12 protein-coding genes are annotated in these 16,677 nt (G+C 59.8%); 2 read left to right on the top strand and 10 right to left on the bottom strand.

Features of this window, described 5'->3' with window-relative positions; genetic code table 11:
- Positions 1 to 37 precede the first annotated feature (37 nt).
- Complete coding sequence (locus tag ACIP1X_RS00285; protein WP_400748160.1) at positions 38 to 1,336, top strand: carbohydrate porin; 1,299 nt, start codon at positions 38 to 40, stop codon at positions 1,334 to 1,336.
- Between the two features lie 141 nt (positions 1,337 to 1,477).
- Here the strand turns inward: ACIP1X_RS00285 and ACIP1X_RS00280 are convergent, their stop codons facing one another.
- The 8 genes from ACIP1X_RS00280 to ACIP1X_RS00245 form a co-directional block, all read right to left on the bottom strand.
- Positions 1,478 to 2,662: a DUF2252 family protein gene (locus ACIP1X_RS00280; protein WP_400748158.1), complete on the bottom strand. Its 1,185-nt coding sequence runs from the start codon at positions 2,660 to 2,662 to the stop codon at positions 1,478 to 1,480.
- Between the two features lie 83 nt (positions 2,663 to 2,745).
- A complete protein-coding gene (locus ACIP1X_RS00275; protein ID WP_053120123.1) occupies positions 2,746 to 4,092 on the bottom strand; it encodes a glutamine synthetase family protein in 1,347 nt (448 codons plus the stop codon).
- A gap of 25 nt (positions 4,093 to 4,117) precedes the next feature.
- On the bottom strand, positions 4,118 to 4,675 hold the full coding sequence (locus ACIP1X_RS00270; protein ID WP_053120121.1) for a helix-turn-helix domain-containing protein: 558 nt from the start codon (positions 4,673 to 4,675) through the stop codon (positions 4,118 to 4,120).
- A gap of 25 nt (positions 4,676 to 4,700) precedes the next feature.
- Entirely contained in the window at positions 4,701 to 5,990 is a 1,290-nt protein-coding gene (locus ACIP1X_RS00265; protein ID WP_400748155.1) for an NAD(P)/FAD-dependent oxidoreductase, read from the bottom strand.
- A 132-nt stretch (positions 5,991 to 6,122) separates the two neighbouring features.
- Entirely contained in the window at positions 6,123 to 8,780 is a 2,658-nt protein-coding gene (locus tag ACIP1X_RS00260; RefSeq protein WP_400748153.1) for an RHS repeat-associated core domain-containing protein, read from the bottom strand.
- 72 nt (positions 8,781 to 8,852) lie between these two features.
- On the bottom strand, positions 8,853 to 11,150 hold the full coding sequence (locus ACIP1X_RS00255; protein ID WP_400748150.1) for a TonB-dependent receptor: 2,298 nt from the start codon (positions 11,148 to 11,150) through the stop codon (positions 8,853 to 8,855).
- A gap of 104 nt (positions 11,151 to 11,254) precedes the next feature.
- Complete coding sequence (locus ACIP1X_RS00250; protein ID WP_400748147.1) at positions 11,255 to 12,373, bottom strand: aryl-sulfate sulfotransferase; 1,119 nt, start codon at positions 12,371 to 12,373, stop codon at positions 11,255 to 11,257.
- Positions 12,374 to 12,434: 61 nt separating this feature from the next.
- The gene (locus tag ACIP1X_RS00245; protein WP_400748144.1) at positions 12,435 to 13,412 is read right to left on the bottom strand and encodes an ABC transporter substrate-binding protein; all 978 of its coding nucleotides are present in this window, start codon (positions 13,410 to 13,412) and stop codon (positions 12,435 to 12,437) included.
- A gap of 47 nt (positions 13,413 to 13,459) precedes the next feature.
- On the opposite strand from ACIP1X_RS00245, the gene ACIP1X_RS00240 reads away from it, so the two are divergent.
- Positions 13,460 to 14,572: a GlxA family transcriptional regulator gene (locus ACIP1X_RS00240; RefSeq protein WP_400748141.1), complete on the top strand. Its 1,113-nt coding sequence runs from the start codon at positions 13,460 to 13,462 to the stop codon at positions 14,570 to 14,572.
- Here the strand turns inward: ACIP1X_RS00240 and ACIP1X_RS00235 are convergent.
- Both ACIP1X_RS00235 and ACIP1X_RS00230 read right to left on the bottom strand, forming a co-directional pair.
- On the bottom strand, positions 14,561 to 15,907 hold the full coding sequence (locus tag ACIP1X_RS00235; RefSeq protein ID WP_400748139.1) for an ATP-binding protein: 1,347 nt from the start codon (positions 15,905 to 15,907) through the stop codon (positions 14,561 to 14,563). The genes ACIP1X_RS00240 and ACIP1X_RS00235 overlap by 12 nt on opposite strands.
- Positions 15,904 to 16,626, bottom strand: a complete 723-nt coding sequence (locus tag ACIP1X_RS00230; RefSeq protein ID WP_053120109.1) for a response regulator — start codon at positions 16,624 to 16,626, stop codon at positions 15,904 to 15,906. The genes ACIP1X_RS00235 and ACIP1X_RS00230 overlap by 4 nt, the downstream gene beginning before the upstream one ends.
- Positions 16,627 to 16,677 lie beyond the last annotated feature (51 nt).

Raw genomic sequence — 16,677 nt, 5'->3', positions numbered from 1 at the left:
TTGCTCCATTGCCCAAGATTCCAGCAGGAAGATTCACATGCAATCGGCTGTTCGTTTTTCTCGTTCCGACCTGTTCAAAGGCCTGTTGATCGGCCTTTCCTGCACCACTGCCCTGCCCGCGCTGGCCGCCGGCGAATCCGATCTGTTGACCCGCAGCACGCTCACCGGCGACTGGGGCGGATTGCGGCATCAGATGGATGAACAAGGCGTCAAATTCACCGGCGATTACAGCGGCGAAACCGCTTACAACGCTGACGGCGGCTTGCACCGTTCGGCGCGTTACTCGCAGAACATCAAGCTCGGCGTGCAGTTCGATCTGAGCAAACTGTACGGCGTCGACAACGCCGGCAAAGTGCAATTGACCATCAACGACCGCCGCGGCAACAGCGCTTCGGAAGACCTTGTCGGCAACCGTTTGCCGATTCAGGAAAACTACGGAGGCCTGTACACGCGCCTGACCGAACTGAGTTACGAGCGCAGCCTGTTTACCCCGGCGCTCAATGTGAAACTCGGCTACATGGCGATGGGCAACGACCTCGGTGGCCTCGACAGCGGCATTCTCTGCAACTTCATGAACGCCGGTTTCTGCGGTCATCCGTTGAACATGTCCGGCGGCAGCGGCTGGACCAACTACCCCAACGCGCATTTGGGCGTGCGGGTGAAACACGACCTGTCGTCCTCCTGGCAATTGCGCGTGGCGGCGTTCAACGTCGACCCGCAAAGCAACGGCAACTCCAGTCGCGCCTGGCACCTTGGGCCGAAACACACCACCGGTACCGTGGTGCCGATTGAGCTGGTGTACAAGCACGGCGGCGAATTGCCTGGCGAATACAAGGTTGGTTACTACTACGACAGCTCCGACGTGAAACGCATCGGCAGCGACGATGAAGTGTCCGGTCGCGGCGGTCATTATTTGCTGGTTGATCAAGCGGTGTGGGCTTCGCAAACTTCCACCGGCCGCAGCCTGCATGCGTTCGGCCAATATTCAGCGGCCAGCGACGCGGCCTCGCCGTTCAGCAAGTGGTATGGCACTGGCGTGGTGTTGTACAAACCGTTCGACAGCCGCCCGCATGACACCGTCGCGCTGGGTTACGGTCGCGCCGTGCCTAACCCGCGCAGCCGTGATGTGCAGCAAAACGCCGCACTGGCCAATGGCACCGCATTCCCGAATCTGGACAGCGCCGAGCAATTGATCGAACTGGGTTACGGCTATCAAGCCACGCCATGGCTGACGCTGCGCCCGAATGTGCAATACATCATCGAACCAGGCGCGTTTTCCGGGCAAGACATCGACAACGCACTGGTCGTGGGCCTGCAAGTAAAAGCCTCGCTCTAACACCACGCCTTGTAGGAGCTGCCGCAGGCTGCGATCTTTTGACGTTGTTTTTTAAGATCAAAAGATCGCAGCCTGCGGCAGCTCCTACAAGTGTTCAGCGTTGTATGTGTAATAGATTCAGCGTTGCAGTGTGTAAGGGGTTTAGTGTTGCAGGGCGTAGCGGCGACAGTGTTCGAGATAGCCTTTCTCATGACTGCCAACCAACTGCACAACACTCGACCAAAGCCAAGACGGCGCATCCAGCGTCTTCGAGCGGCAGTTTTGCAACTCGCTGATCCACGCTGACCGCGTCGCCAGATCCATCTGCCGTGCGTGGGCAATCCCCACCACTCGTGCCAGATACCCCGCCGCCAACATCGCATCACGCTGACTCAACTGATCGAGCTCCAGCTTCATGTCCTGCGGCAACAATTCGCGGACAAAAAAGCCATGATCAAGCACGCGCGTCGCAATCATGCGGTTACCCAACCCCGGCGATAGAAACCGCGCGCCTTCTACGACACGTTTACCGTTATCGCGCGGCATCGAAGACCTGGCCGCACGCGGTGCTGCAGCCGTTACCGCTTCTTTGACATCGAGCAGGCAGAAGTCCTGATCATCGCCCTCGCCCACACCCAACAACACCGCGTAACGCTTCAATCCGAGCGAGCTGCAGCCTTTGACCCAATACGCCGAGTCGAGCAGTTTGACCCGGTCATCCTTCGACCGGCCCTTCAACGACGTCACCAACGTATGAATATCGTCGGTCGCGCACAGGGTTTTCAGCGCCGTACGCTCTGCCCGCGAAAGCGACCAAAAGTGTTTGCCCAAGGGAATCGTCGGTTTGGTGTTCTCGATACGCTCCTGCGCCAGATGCTTCCACGTGCGCTGCACCGCACTGCGCATGCCCGCCTTGACCTGCGCCGGGCGTGGCGGTTCTTTATCGACGTCGTCGACAAAGGCTTGCTCGTAGCCGCGCATCATTTCTTCGAGCATGCGCGCGGTTGCGACACCGGGCAGATCGGAACCGCGTGCCGCCGTGGCCAATGACAGGGCCAGCCTGACCAGATCGTGCGCGGGATTGCCGATAACGGTCTGATCGAGGTCGCGGATATGGATGTCGATCTGCCCTTTCAGATCCCCGGTCGGCCCGAGATTGCCGGCGTGGCAATCGCCACAGATCCACACGGCAGGCCCGTGGGGAAGGCGCCGGCCGGGTTGGCTGTGCAGCCATTCATAAAATTGCACCGTGCTGCCGCGAACATAAGCATGCGCTGACCTCGCCATCTTGAAATTTCGCAGTTGCGAAAGGGTTTCCAGGCGTGCGGAGGGACGGGGTGTTTTCATGGGGACTTCTGGCAGGGGATGTGCTCTGTTGACCCCTGCCATCGAGCGAATGTTTCAGAATGTTTCTGGATTCATAAAAATCTTCACAAATACCAACGATACTCCCGCGCGCTGATCTCTTGCATAAACGCCAAATGATCCTGACGTTTGTTCTCGCAATACACATCCACAAACTCGGCGCCCAGCCCTTCACGCAATTGCGGCTGCTGCTGCATGGTTTTTACCGCTTCAAACATTTCAGTGGGGAAACCGATACCGCTGTCACGGTCTTCATTCAGCGGTGCGATGGGTTCCTTGCCCGCTGCCAGGCCGTGTTCCAGTCCCACCAGAATCGCTGCCAACACCAGATACGGATTGGCATCCGCGCCGGCCAGTCGATATTCAATGCGCAGGTTTTTCGCGTCCGATTCAGGAATGCGCAAACATGCATCACGATCCTCAAAACCCCAGCTTGCCTTGGTCGCCGTGTTTACCGTACCGCCCAAGCGGCGCATCGCATTCTGGTTCGGGGCGAAGATCGGCATGCTGTGCGGCAGCAATTCCAGACACCCCGCCACCGCATGACGCAACGGCTGTTGCTGATTCGCCGCCAGCAGATTATTGCCGTCAGCATCGTACAAACTGACGTGCACATGCATGCCACTGCCCGGGTGCTGCAAATACGGTTTGGCCATGAAACTGGCGCGGTAACCGTGCTTGAGCGCCACGCCACGGGTGCTGCGGCAGAACAGCGCCGCCCAATCGGCAGCACGCAATCCATCGTCGAGATGGCCGAAGTTGATTTCAAACTGACCGGGGCCGAGTTCTGCGGTGATCACCGTGGCGTCGATGCCTTGAGCGCGCGTCGCTTCAACCATTTCATCGAGCACAGGCGCAAACCGCGACAAGCGCTCGATGTGCATGTTCGGCTGATCATCGGCATCGTCGGTCAGGTCATCACGAGGGAATTGCGGGAGGCCGTCGCGCAGCTTTTTATCGAACAGATAGAACTCCAGTTCGAACGCCACCACCGGGTGAATGCCTTTACGCGCCAGTCGATCAAGCACCTGCGCCAGCACTTCACGGGGTTCGAATTCGATGGGTTTTTCAGTGCCGTCCGAGGTAATCAACATCTGCCCCAGCGGCTGCGCTTCCCAGGTCACCGGCTTCAAAGTGCCCGGCACCAAACGCCGTACGGCATCCGGATCGCCATCGTTAAAGCAGTAATCACCAATTTTGAACAACCCGCCCTGCACGCCCAGCAGCACGCAGTTTTGCGGCAACTTGAGCGCGCTGCCCGCCGCGACTTTTTCGAGCATGTCGATCGGGTAGCGCTTGCCATAAAAGTGCCCCGGAATATCCAGAGATATCAGGTCGACATAACGCACTTCGGGGTGTTGTTGGCGAAACGCGCGCACTTCAGCCAACAGGTCGGCGCAGACAGCGTCCATCGTGTTCATCCTTTATTTGTTGTTATCAGGTGTAGACCCACAGCACGCGTGTGAGCTGATCGGTGAGATTGCCGTAGCGGCAAACGGTGTGGCTGTCGAACTGGAAACTGTCGCCGGCCTTGAGCGTTGCCGGCTCTTCGTCGTCGCCCAGCCATAACGTCAGCTCGCCTTCGAGCACGTAACCGCCCTGCTCCGAGCTGTCCGTCATATGCCGATCGCCGCTGCTGGCGCCCGCTTCCAGATGACTTTCAAGCATGGAGAACGAGGCGCGCATCTGCGGCGACACCAGAATATCGGTGATGCCGTTGGCGTAATACAAAGTACGGCGCTCGTCCGGGCGCGTGACCCACGGCAGCTCTTTGGGCTTGGGCAAACTGTAGAAATACGTGGTCGGCACGCCAAAGGTTTCGCTGATCGCGGTGAGGTCTGCCACGGTTGGCCGCGACAGGCCGCGCTCGACCTGCGAGAGAAAACCCACCGAGCGGCCGATCTTGTCGGCCAACTCCTTCAAGGTCCACTTCTTGTGCTTGCGCAGGTCATGGATGAGGATCGCCAGTGCGGCGATTTCTTCTTGCTTGTTCATGATTCAACTTCCGGAAAGTGACGCATCAGACGCTGTCACGCAGTCGATACCAGGCCTTGCCGATGGCTTCCAGCGGCGCGGCAAAATGTTTACCGCCGGGGAAACGACCGTTGCTCAGGCCTTGGTACAACGCCAATTCATCGCTCTGACCGAGGATCGCATCGGACACCGCGCGGGCGGCGGCCAGTGTCGGCAACACGCCGTGCCCCGAGTAACCCTGAAGCCAATAACGGTTGCCCTCGCCGCCGACATCCGGCGTGCGTTTCAACGTCAGATCGATATGGCCGCCCCAGGCAAATTCCACCTCGACGCCTTTGAGTTGCGGGAACACTCGCTGCAGAAACGGCCGAGTGGCCGCCGCAATATCCTTGGGCATGCCGCCCAGATACGTGCAGCCACCGCCGAACAACAAACGGTTGTCCGGTGTGCGGCGGAAGTAATCGAGGACGAATTGGTTGTCGGTCACGCAGACGTTGCTCGGCAGCAATGCCGTGGCTTGCTCGGGCGTCAGCGGCGCGGTGGCGACCTGATAAGTGCCGACCGGCAAAATGCAGGCGGCCAGTTGTGGATCGAGTTCATCGAGATAAGCGTTGCAGGCCAGGATCAACACATCAGCGCGAACTGATCCGCGCGCAGTGTTGACCCGAAAACCTGCGCCCTCCTCCTGATAACTCAGCGCTTTGCTTTGTTCGTAGATGTGGCCGCCGGCGCGTTCTATCGCGGCGGCAAGGCCGAGGGCCAATTTCAGAGGATTGAGGTGTGCGCCTTCCGGGTCATAGAGCCCGGCCTGATAGCGATCGCTGGCCACCCACTCGGGCAACTGTTCACGCGGAATGAACTGCAAAGCATCGTGGCCCCATTTGTGGCTGGCCTCGTGTTGCCATTCGGTCAGCAATCCAACCCGGCGCGGCATCACCGACGTCCACAAATGGCCGGGCCGATAGTCACAATCGAAACCATGACGACCCGGCAATTCACGCAACTCCTGCGCCGCCCAACGCATACCGTCCCACAGACGTTTGGCGCGTTCATGGCCGAGCGCGGCTTCCAGCGGCGGCATGTCGCACGACCAGCCAAGAATCGCCTGCCCGCCATTACGCCCCGAAGCCGCCCACGCCACCCGACTGGCTTCCAGCAACGTCACGCGTTTACCGGCCAAGGCCAGACGCAACGCAGTGTGCAGCCCACTGAAACCGGCGCCGATGATGACCACGTCGGTGTGCTGCTCACCTTCCAGCGCAGATCGCTCACGCAAAATATCGGCGCAACTGTGGGCGTAATAGCTGTCGACGTGCTGCGTGGATTGCTGAAACATTCGCGACCTCATGAAATTATCTTTTTATAATTTCATGAAAATCTACAGAATTAATTTCATATCAGCAACCCGCAGCCGTCAAACCGCTGGGTCTCGGAGGTGATCTGCGTTCACTGTTAGCGTTGCCCGCGACTACCCGTGTCCCGTATTGGAGTGTGCAGGCAATACAGCCCGTTTAGCGGTTCGCCATACCGCGTGCGCGGCTCGTGATATCGGGTTGCGGCTTGCTCGTCGCAGTTCTTTCTCGACCTTTGCATGCAAGGCTTCATAGGCCAAGTCCCGATATTCAGGTTTTGGCTCGACATGCACAGCAATAAGGACTCTGTCATTCATAGGCTCGGGAAGCTCAATATTTACTCTCTCGACTCTGGTTGCCTGCAAGCCGAACGCGTCCATGATTCTCTGTGTTGATCGACCATTTCCTTTACTGGCCAAAAAACGCTCGCGTATGCCTTCTGGTTTTTCGGTAGCGCGTAGAGCGTCCTCATTGATCACGTTCCAACGCAGGATGACCTTCGGCATCACCCCGTAAAAATTATTTAGTTTAGAAACCTGCTTGTATTGATACCAAGTCACATCGGTCGCATTGGGCCCATTGCCGGCACTGCGAAAATTTTCAAGCATCCTCCAACGTCCCGGCAAATACTCATTTTCAAAATAACCATAAGGTATGGAGCGAATGGCCTCGTCAGTGACGATTCTGTGCGCGTCGTATGGAATGTTATGGGAGAAGCCGTCCTCCACTGCTTTCTCACGCACTGCTGCTGTCTGCTCAGTTACGTCACGACGTCTGAATGTTTTCGGATTCAGGTGATACCCCGAAACCATCGCACTGGGCGCATATTCTGAATACTCCTCCGGCAGGCGCCCATCCCCATCCCGGTACCGCAGCGGATTATTCCTGACCATCCGAAACAGATTCAAACCATCAACAACACCCGCCGGATCCGGATTGATCCAGCGATTCAACCACGGCGCGTAATACCGGAATCCGAAGTAATACAGCCCTGTCGCATCACGTTCCTTGCCCGAATAACGAACGGTCTTATACGACGTCTCGACCTCGCTGCGACTCGCCCACCAAGCGGTTGCGCCGTCAGGGTAATAACCTTCCTGACTGATCAATCGCCCTGCCCCGTCCAGCTCCAGACTGCTGCTGCCCAAATGGTCGCTCAAGCTGTAGCTCAATCGATCATTGGTCATCTCGGCGGGCGGCTCACTCTCCCAGTGCAATACCCTCACCCCGCTGCGCCCGGCAGAGATGCTGATGACATGCAGGACTTCGCCAGTCGCGGTATTAGTGCGCAGTTCCAGGCCCGGCAAATAGCGCACTTCGGCCTGGTGAGTTCTGTTACGAGCCTGGGTAAAGCGAGTTTTACGAACGCGCTGACCTGCACTGTCATAGGCATACCGTTCGGTGTCGTTGGCTGCCTCGGTTCGCTTGACCGGTGTGACTTGCCGCAACTGGTTACGCAGATCCCAAGCCAATGCCTGACCCGGTTGTAATTGCTGCAAATTGCCGTTGGCATCGAACGCTGCGTCTGGCTCACCCTGATTTTTTACGACACCGCGATTGCTGAACGCCGCAATCTGCATCTCGCGGGTATGGGAGTGCGCGCCGACATGCTGCAGCCGAACCAGGTTGCCGCCGGCATCGTAGTTGTAGCGTTGGGTGTAATTGGCGAACTGATCGGGGCTGGATGCCGCAGCCTCTCGCCCGCTGGCTTCGATGAGTTGGGACAAGCTGTCATAGCGGTAGGTACTGACGGAATCGATCCGTTGGTTATTGAAATAGCGCACCGCTTGTACACCGTCCTCAATGCTCAGGATATTGCCCACCGGGTCATTGGTGTAGGTCAGATCTTGAAGGCGAGTGCCGTCGGGCTTCAATGCGAGCAATTGTTCCAGACGACCATTGATTGGCGAATAACGTGCCGTGGTGATGGCCGCATCGCCAGCGACTTCCCGCTCGATCTGGCCAGAGGTGTTGTAACTGATCGTTGACAGCAACACCGCCTCAGCCTGACCCGCCAGTTGCAAACTGCTTCGGTGCAATTGACCCGCCACGTCATAGGCAGAACGGCGGCAATGTCCCCGCGCATCGGTCAGGCTAAGAAGATCATTCAGTGCGTTGTAATGCTGAAGGGTGACTGCGCCGCCTCCTGGCTCCAGTAACGCATCGCATTGCGCCACAGACTTCGGCCAATCCGGAGCAGATGCCAGCGCCAAAAAGTGCTGTGATTGCCGCAAAACTGCACCTTGCAGGCTGGCCTCATGAATATGCAATGAACCAGCAGGATCGTCGTGACGCATCAACTGTCCGCACAAATTGCTCGCGGATGCTTCAGTGCCTGCATAACGCAAACGCTCGACACAACGCTCGCTTTCGCCGTGGACTTGTTCAAACACCGCGACCGGCCGCAAGAGCAAGTCGTACTCAAAGCGCGATTGATTTTTGCGGCCGTCCCAACGACAGATCGTCTGCCCGGAATCGTTTACCAGATTGACCCGCCAGCCGGCGTCGACGTTGCTGCTGGCCAAGTCCTGACCGGATAAAGAGCAAACCGTCGACTGGTTTGCCGGCGTCTCTGCATCAGACTCCGCCAACGCCCACAATCGCGGATCCCACTGTTTCACCGCACGGCCGCCAGCGTCATGCAGCTGACGATCCACTCGCACTTCTGCCGCATCGTCGATCTGCGTTCGGCAATAATTGACCGTTCTGACCAGAAGACGTCGAGCATCAACGACCGCCAAAATCGGTGTGTTTGAGTTGAGCGTTTGCTTCATAAGCGTTGCCATCGGATGCGCGTCCCTGCGGTGATAGCTCGCAGTGTAGTCGGCGACGTGACGCTATCCGGTTCAAAAATCGTAACGCGCCGTCATCCCCATCGTCCTCGGCGTGCCCAACACCCCGGTATAAGCGCCATTCGGCGAGTTCCACAGCGTGGTGTAGTAAGTCTTGTCGAAGGCATTTTTCAGCCACAACGACACGTCCCACTGACCCTTGCCCCAATCACCGCGCACGCCGGTGGACAGGTTGACCAATCCATAACCCGGCAACTGCGCTTCACTGGAATCATCAACGGTGCCGACCGCATGCGAGCGCCAGGCGTAGTTACCGTTGACGTAGGGTTGCAGGCCGCCCTCCAGATTCCATTGATAACTGGCGTTGGTGTTGAAGATCCATTTCGACGCGCCCGCCACCGCGTGGCCACTGAGGTCGCAGGATGCCGGGGCGCCGGGACGCAAAGCCACTTCGGCGGGACACGGTGCATCGTCGTAAGACAGGTAACGCACATCGTTGAACGAGCCGTTGGCGTTGATCGTCAGACCCGATACCGGCCGCCAGCTGCTGTCGAGTTCCAGGCCTCGACTGCGCACCGTGCCGGCGTTGGTCAGATAACTGGTGAGCGAGACATCGTCATAGGCGTTGGTCTGGTAGCCATGCACCACCGTCCAGAACAGATTGGCATTGAGCAGCAAGCGCTGGTCGAGCAGCGTGGTTTTGATGCCCAGTTCGGCGTCGTTGGCGCGTTCGCTGCCGATCAACAACGAGTCGGCACCTGCGACGGGGGCGCTGGCCACGCCGAGATTGACGCCGCCGGATTTCTCGCCGTGCGACAACGAGCCGTACGCCAGCACTTGATCGCTGACATGCCAGGCCAGACTGGCCAGCGCCGAGGGGCTGAAACTGTAGAGGCTCAAGTCGCCGGAATCGTAAGCACCGACCCTCGCATCTCTGACGCGCAATGCAGCGGCGCTGGCCGCATCGCCACCGAGCGGCGCGTTGCGGGTCACCTCTGCGAGTTTGCGTTCATAGGTGCCGCGCACGCCCAGGCTGAAATCCACGGTTGGCGTCAAGTGCCAGGTGCCTTGGGCAAACGTGGCGTAACTGTCGGTGTCGACTTCGCCATGGCCGACGCTGGTGACGTTGTTCAGCGCGCCCTGCGGGGTACCGTTCCACGTGTCCGCCAACGGGCCGTAATCGGTGAACACGGTGTTGCTCATTTCCTGGCGGAAGTAATAGGCGCCGAGCACGTAGTCGAAATGTTCACCCACCGGTGAGGCCAGACGAATCTCTTGCGAATACTGTTTGTCGCGCGCGGATTGCCCGACGTTGTGCATCACGTCGACGTTCAGTTCATCATCATTGCGCGGGGTGAAATCCCACCAGCGATAGGCGCTGATCGAGGTCAGTGTGTAATCCCCGGCCAGATTCCAGTTGGCTTCCAGCGAGGTGCCCCCCTGAAACACCGTGACGTTCTGATCGGCATCCAGATTGACCCGACGGCCGTCCACCAGCGTCGCGCCGACCGCCGCTGCACGCTGTTGGTAACGGTTGACGCCGTTGATCACCGGCCCGGTGCTGAACAGCGAACGCGTGCCGGCGCTGGAATCTTCCTCGTGATAATCGGCCAGCCAGCGCAGATTGAACTCCTCGTTGGGCTGAAACAGCAGTTGACCACGAACACCTTGGCGCATGCCCCCGCCGAGTTCATGGCCGTCGTACTCGTTTTTCACGTAGCCATTTTCATGGGTCTTGTAGGCGGCGATGCGCCCGGTGAGCGTGTCATTCAACGGCCCGGAAAAACTCGCTTGAGTCTGCGAGTAACCGTCCTCGCCGACCGACGTCGCGAGGGTGCCTTGCGGAGTCGCTGAGGGGCGGCGCGTGGTGATGTTGAGCACGCCCGCCGTGGTGTTCTTGCCGAACAAGGTGCCTTGCGGGCCGCGCAGCAATTCGATCTGCTCGACATCGAGCAAGTCGAACACGGCCATGCCGGGGCGGCCGAGATAGACGTTGTCCAGATAGATCCCGGCGCTGCCTTCCAGACCATCGCTCGCCGGGTTATTGCCCAAGCCACGAATCGACAGGCTCGACTGCCGAGCGTGCATAAACGCGACGTTGACGCTCGGCATCGCCTGCTGCAAATCCTGCAGGCGATACAGACGTTGTTCCTCAAGGGTTTGCGCGCCGAGCACGCTCATTGCCGTGGGCACTCGTTGCGCGTCTTCGCTACGGCGACGGGACTCGACCGTTACCGTTTGCAAGACATCGCTGTTGCCGGGTAAATCATTGGCGATCGCCGGCAGCAGCGGCATTAACGAACACAAGCCCAGAGCGCTCGCAGAAAAATTGCGCGAATAAAGAAGATTCATCAGTGGTTCCTGGAGCTGCATCAAGCAGCTCTTTGAGAGGAATCGATACTTCGCTGCGCGTGGCCTGCGTGAGCGTGATCGTTGCGGTTGAGGTTTATGGGTTTTCAGTCGCGCAGCCATGGCAGGTCTTCGCGCTGATAGCGGTGAGCACGGAAGATCGCGTTGTTTTCCCCCGGCAGATAGCGGCGCGAGGCAGCATCGGGGTACGTGGCGAAGTGTGGATTGACGAACTCCCAGACCACTTCACCGGACGGTGTCACTTCAAACAACCGACCGAAGTTGGCCTCGGTGACCAGCGTGTTGCCGTTATGCAACCGCTGCGCGCCGCCCATGAACGGGGTGAAAAACGCATAACCGGGGGTGTCGGCGTATTGCCATTCGATGCGCTGAGTCGACGGATTGATTTCGAGGATGCGCGAGTGCGGCATGCTCACATGCGGGCGGAAGATGCCGTTGTCGAACACCAGCACGTTGCCGTTTTCCAATTCACTCGGGCAATGTTGCTGGGCAACCAGATCGTGGCCCAGACGCCACAACACCTCGCCGCTGCCACGTTGCACAGCGATCACCGAAGACACGCTGCGCAGGCTGAGAATCACCTTGCCGTCACGGCCCGGCGTCACCGCGTTGGTCATCGGCCAGTGATGCCGCTCGAAGGCTTCGTGCAGCGGATAGTCTTCGGGTTGCAGGTGTTCCCAGCTGCGCCATTCCCACACCGTGTTGCCTTGGCGATCGACTTCCTTGACCACGTCGGCATAAATCACCCCGCCCGGCGCCTCGCTGCCGGGAATGCCGCCGACCACGCGCTTCGCCAGTTCCGGCGGCAACGGCTCGGCGGTGGTGTAGAGCAGATGGCCGTTATCCAGCCATTGCGCATCGTGGTGATGCAGCAGATCGGTGTGCTGCCAGACCACTTCGCCGTCCGGGGTGACTTCGCTGAACGCGCCGCCGTGCCACACCGACCAGCCCGGGAACAGATCCGGCGAATCCGGGTGATTGCCGTTGTAGCCGAGGTTGCCGTTGCGCAAGATCACCGCGTCGCGACCGGGGCGTTGCGGGAGTTTCCAGCGGTGCACGACTTCGCCGTCGAGGTCGATGAGGAACACATTGCCGTCCGCCGTTTGCGGTGCGAACAGCGTGTAACCGCCGGCGCTGCGGGCGTGATCCACGGCGATGAGGCCGGTTTTGCGACGCTTGAGTGTGGTGGGATGCAGTTGAGGCATGACTTTTCTCCAGGCGAGTAAATCCCGGCCGCGAGCAACGCGGCACGGTCAGTTCAAAGGGTTATTGAGGGTTGGGCAGCAAGCGGTTAAAGCGGTCGTCGAAGATTTGTTCGACCTGTAGCGGTCGCGGAATCAAGCGCTCGGCGGCGAACATGTCGGCCAGATGCTGCTGCGAATTGATGACGGTTTTCTCAATCGGCACATAACGCAGATCCTGATGCGCAAGCATCTCTTGCACCAGCGCGACCGGCAGGCGTGTGGTTTGCGCGAACACCTCAGCCCACGCTTGCGGATGCGCGGTGGCCCAGGCTTGAGCGCGGGCAAATCTGCCCAGCAGGTCGCCAAGATGCGCTGCCCGTTGCGGATCGTTCAGCGTTTGCAGCCCGGCGACGGTGAAGTTCAGACCGGTTTCCGGCCAGCCACTGCCGTCGACCAACACGCGGGCGCCGCGCGAAGTGGCCTGCCCCACAAACGGATACCACACCGCCCAGCCATCGAGTTTGCCGCTGGCGAAAGCGTTTTGCGCATCCACCGGGCTGACGTAAGCAATGTTTACATCACGCGACGTCAGCCCGGCACGCTGCAGGGCCGCGAGTAACAAGTAATGGCCGCTACTGCCTTTGGCCACGGCCACGCGCTGACCTTTGAGATCGGCGACTTGCGTGACGGTTGAGCCTTCCGGCACCAGCAACGCGTTGTTGTTCTGTGCGCCGCTCGCCACACCAACGATGCGCACATCGTAGCCGCCGGCCTGAGCGAATACCGGCGGCGCATTGCCGACCACGCCGACGTCGATGGCCCCGGCACTCAGAGCTTCAAGCATCGTCGTGCCGGCGAGAAACGGATGCCACGACAGCGAATACGTGATGCCCTCATCTTCGCCGGCGGCGTGCAGCAGCGCCTGAGTCAGACCGCTCTGGTCGCCGACTTTCAGCCCGTCGTTCGCCGCCCAAAGCGGATGTGCGATCAACAACGCAGCGCAGCACAACAGCGCTTTCAGAGTGAGCGATGGCTTGGCAGCAGAAGGTTTTACCGGCATTGTCGTGCTCTCATTTTTGCGTTGAATTCAGTATGTCGAGGCCCGCCGTGCCGCTCCATGCCAAACACCCCTCCTTTCCTGCCATCCCGGACATCGCGCCGCAGCCCGTGCGTACCGTGGTGGTGTTGGCGTTCGATGATTTGCTGTTGCTTAACGCGGCCGGGCCACTGGAAGTGTTTGCGGCGATTCCGCGCGTGCTCGGCGGAGCGTTCATCGACAGCCCGCCCTACCGACTGTTGATCGCCTCAGCGCAGGGTGGGCAGGTGATGTCGATTTCGGGGATCAGCGTGAGCACGTGCTCGCTTGAGCAAATCGATCAAATGGCGCCGCAGATCGACACGTTGATTGTCGCCGGCGGCCCGGGCATGGCGGCACTTGAGGCTGACGAACGTGCTTGCGACTGGTTGCGTATTCGCTCTGCAAACATCCGCCGGCTCTGCTCGATTGGCACCGGCACCTTTGCCCTCGCGGCTGCCGGATTGCTCGACGGGCGCCAAGTGGTGACGCACTGGAAATTCGCCGCTGAATTGCAGGCGCGTTATCCGGCGGTGCGCTGCCAGACCGACGCGCTGTACCTGCACGACGACAATCTGTGGACGTGTGGCGGCGCGACGGCGGGCATCGATTTGGCATTGGGGCTGGTTGAACAGGATTTGGGCGCGCAAGCGGCGTTGTCACTGGCGCGTTATTTCACGGTGTTCCTCTGGCGCGGCGCGGAACAACCGCAGCTAAGCGCGTCACTCAATGCGCAATCGAGTGCCTTGCGCACCGATCCGGACGTGCGTGTGGCGCGGCTGCACGCGTGGATTGCCGGGCACCTCAACGAAGATTTGCGCGTGGAACGACTGGCCGAGCAATTCGGCATGAGTCCTCGGCACTTCGCCCGCGCCTATGTCGCCGCGACCGGGCAGACACCGGCGCAAGCGGTCGAACAATTGCGTCTTGAGGCGGCCTGCCGATTGCTGAAAACCAGCCATGAACCGATCAAGCGAATCGCCGAAACCGTCGGTTTTGGCCGAGAGGAACGCATGCGCCGCACCTTCCAAAAGCATCTGGCAACCAGCCCGAATGGCTATCGCAACCAGACCGACGCACCTGAGCCGTTAGATCGCCGGCAATCCTCCCGCGTCGGCATCGCGCTGGAGTGGTTAGCCCAATAGCGTCGGCGCGACGGCCAGCTCGACGCACGCCACCAAGCCTTTGCGGCGCTGATTGCGCAACGTCAGATCACCGCCCTGCTCGCGAATGATCGCTCGCGCCGCCGACAGTCCTAGGCCGACGCCACCGGTGCTGCGGTTGCGCGAAGTCTCCAGACGGAAGAACGGGTCGAAGACCTTTTCCAGCGCCTCTTCCGGAATGCCCGGCCCTTCGTCGCTGACCTCGATGCGAATCGCGTAATCATCACGGTTCAAAGTGATGCGCGGGTTGCGCGCGTATTTCACGGCGTTTTCCAGCAGATTGACGATCACTCGTTTGATGCCCAGCGGCCGGCCGTTGTAAACCAGATGCGCCGGGCCGTCGAAGTCGACATCAATGTGTTGGTCGCGATAGTCGTCGACGATGGTTTGCAGCAACTCCGACAGATCGAACGCCGTTGTCGCCTCGCGATGGGTGTCCTCGCGGAAGAACTCCAGCGCCGCGTTGATCATCGATTGCATCTCTTCGACATCGCGGATCAGTTTGCGCTGATGGTCGAGGTCTTCCATGAATTCGCTGCGCAGACGCATGCGCGTCAGTGGCGCACGCAAGTCGTGGGAAATCGAAGCGAGCATGTGCGTGCGCTCGGCAATGAAATGCTGAATCTGCGCCTGCATGGTGTTGAAGGCGACGATGGCCTGACGAATCTCGTGCGGCCCTTCGACCTTGATCGGCGGTGCGCGCAAATCCGTGCCGAAGCGTCTCGCGGCAGTGGCAAAGCGCTGCAGTGGGTTAGCCAATTGGCGGGTAGCGACCCAGGCAACAAGAAACGTTGCGATCAAACCTAGCGCGATGATGATCGCGATTCGCGTGCCGATTTCCAGGCCCCAACTCCTTTCAGGCGGAGTGAAGGACAACCAGCTGCCATCGACCAGTTGCACCAACGCCGCGTAATGCGCTTGAGGATTGTCCCGCGTCCAGTCACCGGGGTTGAACGCTTCGATGTTTCGATCTCCCCCCAACAACTGCTCCAGCACCGGCACCCGACTCGCTTCAACGCGGGCGCCGTCGTTGGGCAAACCAAAATCGGCGCGCTGCGCCTTCCACACGACTTGCAGCATGTCGCTGCTGGCGGCTTGCGCCAGTTGCGGGCGCAAGTCAGCGGGCGCGACCTCGATCAGCCGCGAGGTGACCGCGATCTGCTCGAGCAGGCCGGTGCGTTCGATGGGCGGACGCGCCCAGATGCCGGCGACTTGAATAAACAAAGCATTCAACGCCACCGATGCCAACATCGCGGCGACGATGGTCAGGGCGATTCGTCGCCGCAGCGTGTCGCCGCGCAGTAGCCGCCCGATCACGTGCGGCTGACCTTGGCAGTGAACATATAGCCGCCATTGCGCACCGTACGGATCAGATCCGGACGCTTGCAGTCGGGCTCGATCTTGCGGCGCAAACGGCTGACCTGGACATCGATACTGCGATCAAAGGCATCGTGACCCTGGCCGTGCGTAAGGTCGATCAATTGTTCGCGCGTGAGGATGCGTTGCGGATGATCGAGGAACACCACCAACAGATCGAACTCGCCGCCGGACAGCGGAATCATCACGTTTTCGGGTGAGCGCAATTCGCGGCAAGTGATGTCCAGATGCCAACCGGCAAAGGCAATCACCGGTCGCGACGGCTCAACCGGGCTGGCCTGTTCGCCGGCACGACGTTGCAATGCGCGGACACGAGCAAGCAATTCCTGCGGGGCGAACGGTTTGGTCAGGTAATCATCGGCGCCCAGTTCGAGGCCGACGATGCGATCGCTCAGTTCGGCCATCGCCGTGAGCATGATGATCGGAATGCCCATCTGCGCCCGCACTTTCTGGCACAGGCTGAGGCCGCCTTCGCCGGGCATCATCACGTCGAGAATGAGCGTGTCCGGACGCCCCAGCGCAATCGCCGCCCACATGGCTTCACCGTTCTCCGCCACGTCGACGTCATAGCCGTGCTGGGTGAAGAACTTCTTCAACAAGGAGAGGATTTCCACATCATCGTCGACGAACAGCAATTTGCTCACGGTTGCAAAATCCATGGACCGAAAGCCGCCAATCTAAAGCCATTTGCCGCTGCGGGTCATTTATTT

Origin of the sequence: Pseudomonas sp. NPDC088885, from assembly GCF_044750025.1 — a bacterium.
GTDB lineage: Bacteria > Pseudomonadota > Gammaproteobacteria > Pseudomonadales > Pseudomonadaceae > Aquipseudomonas > Aquipseudomonas rustica.
This window is presented reverse-complemented; position numbering and strand designations above follow the sequence as displayed.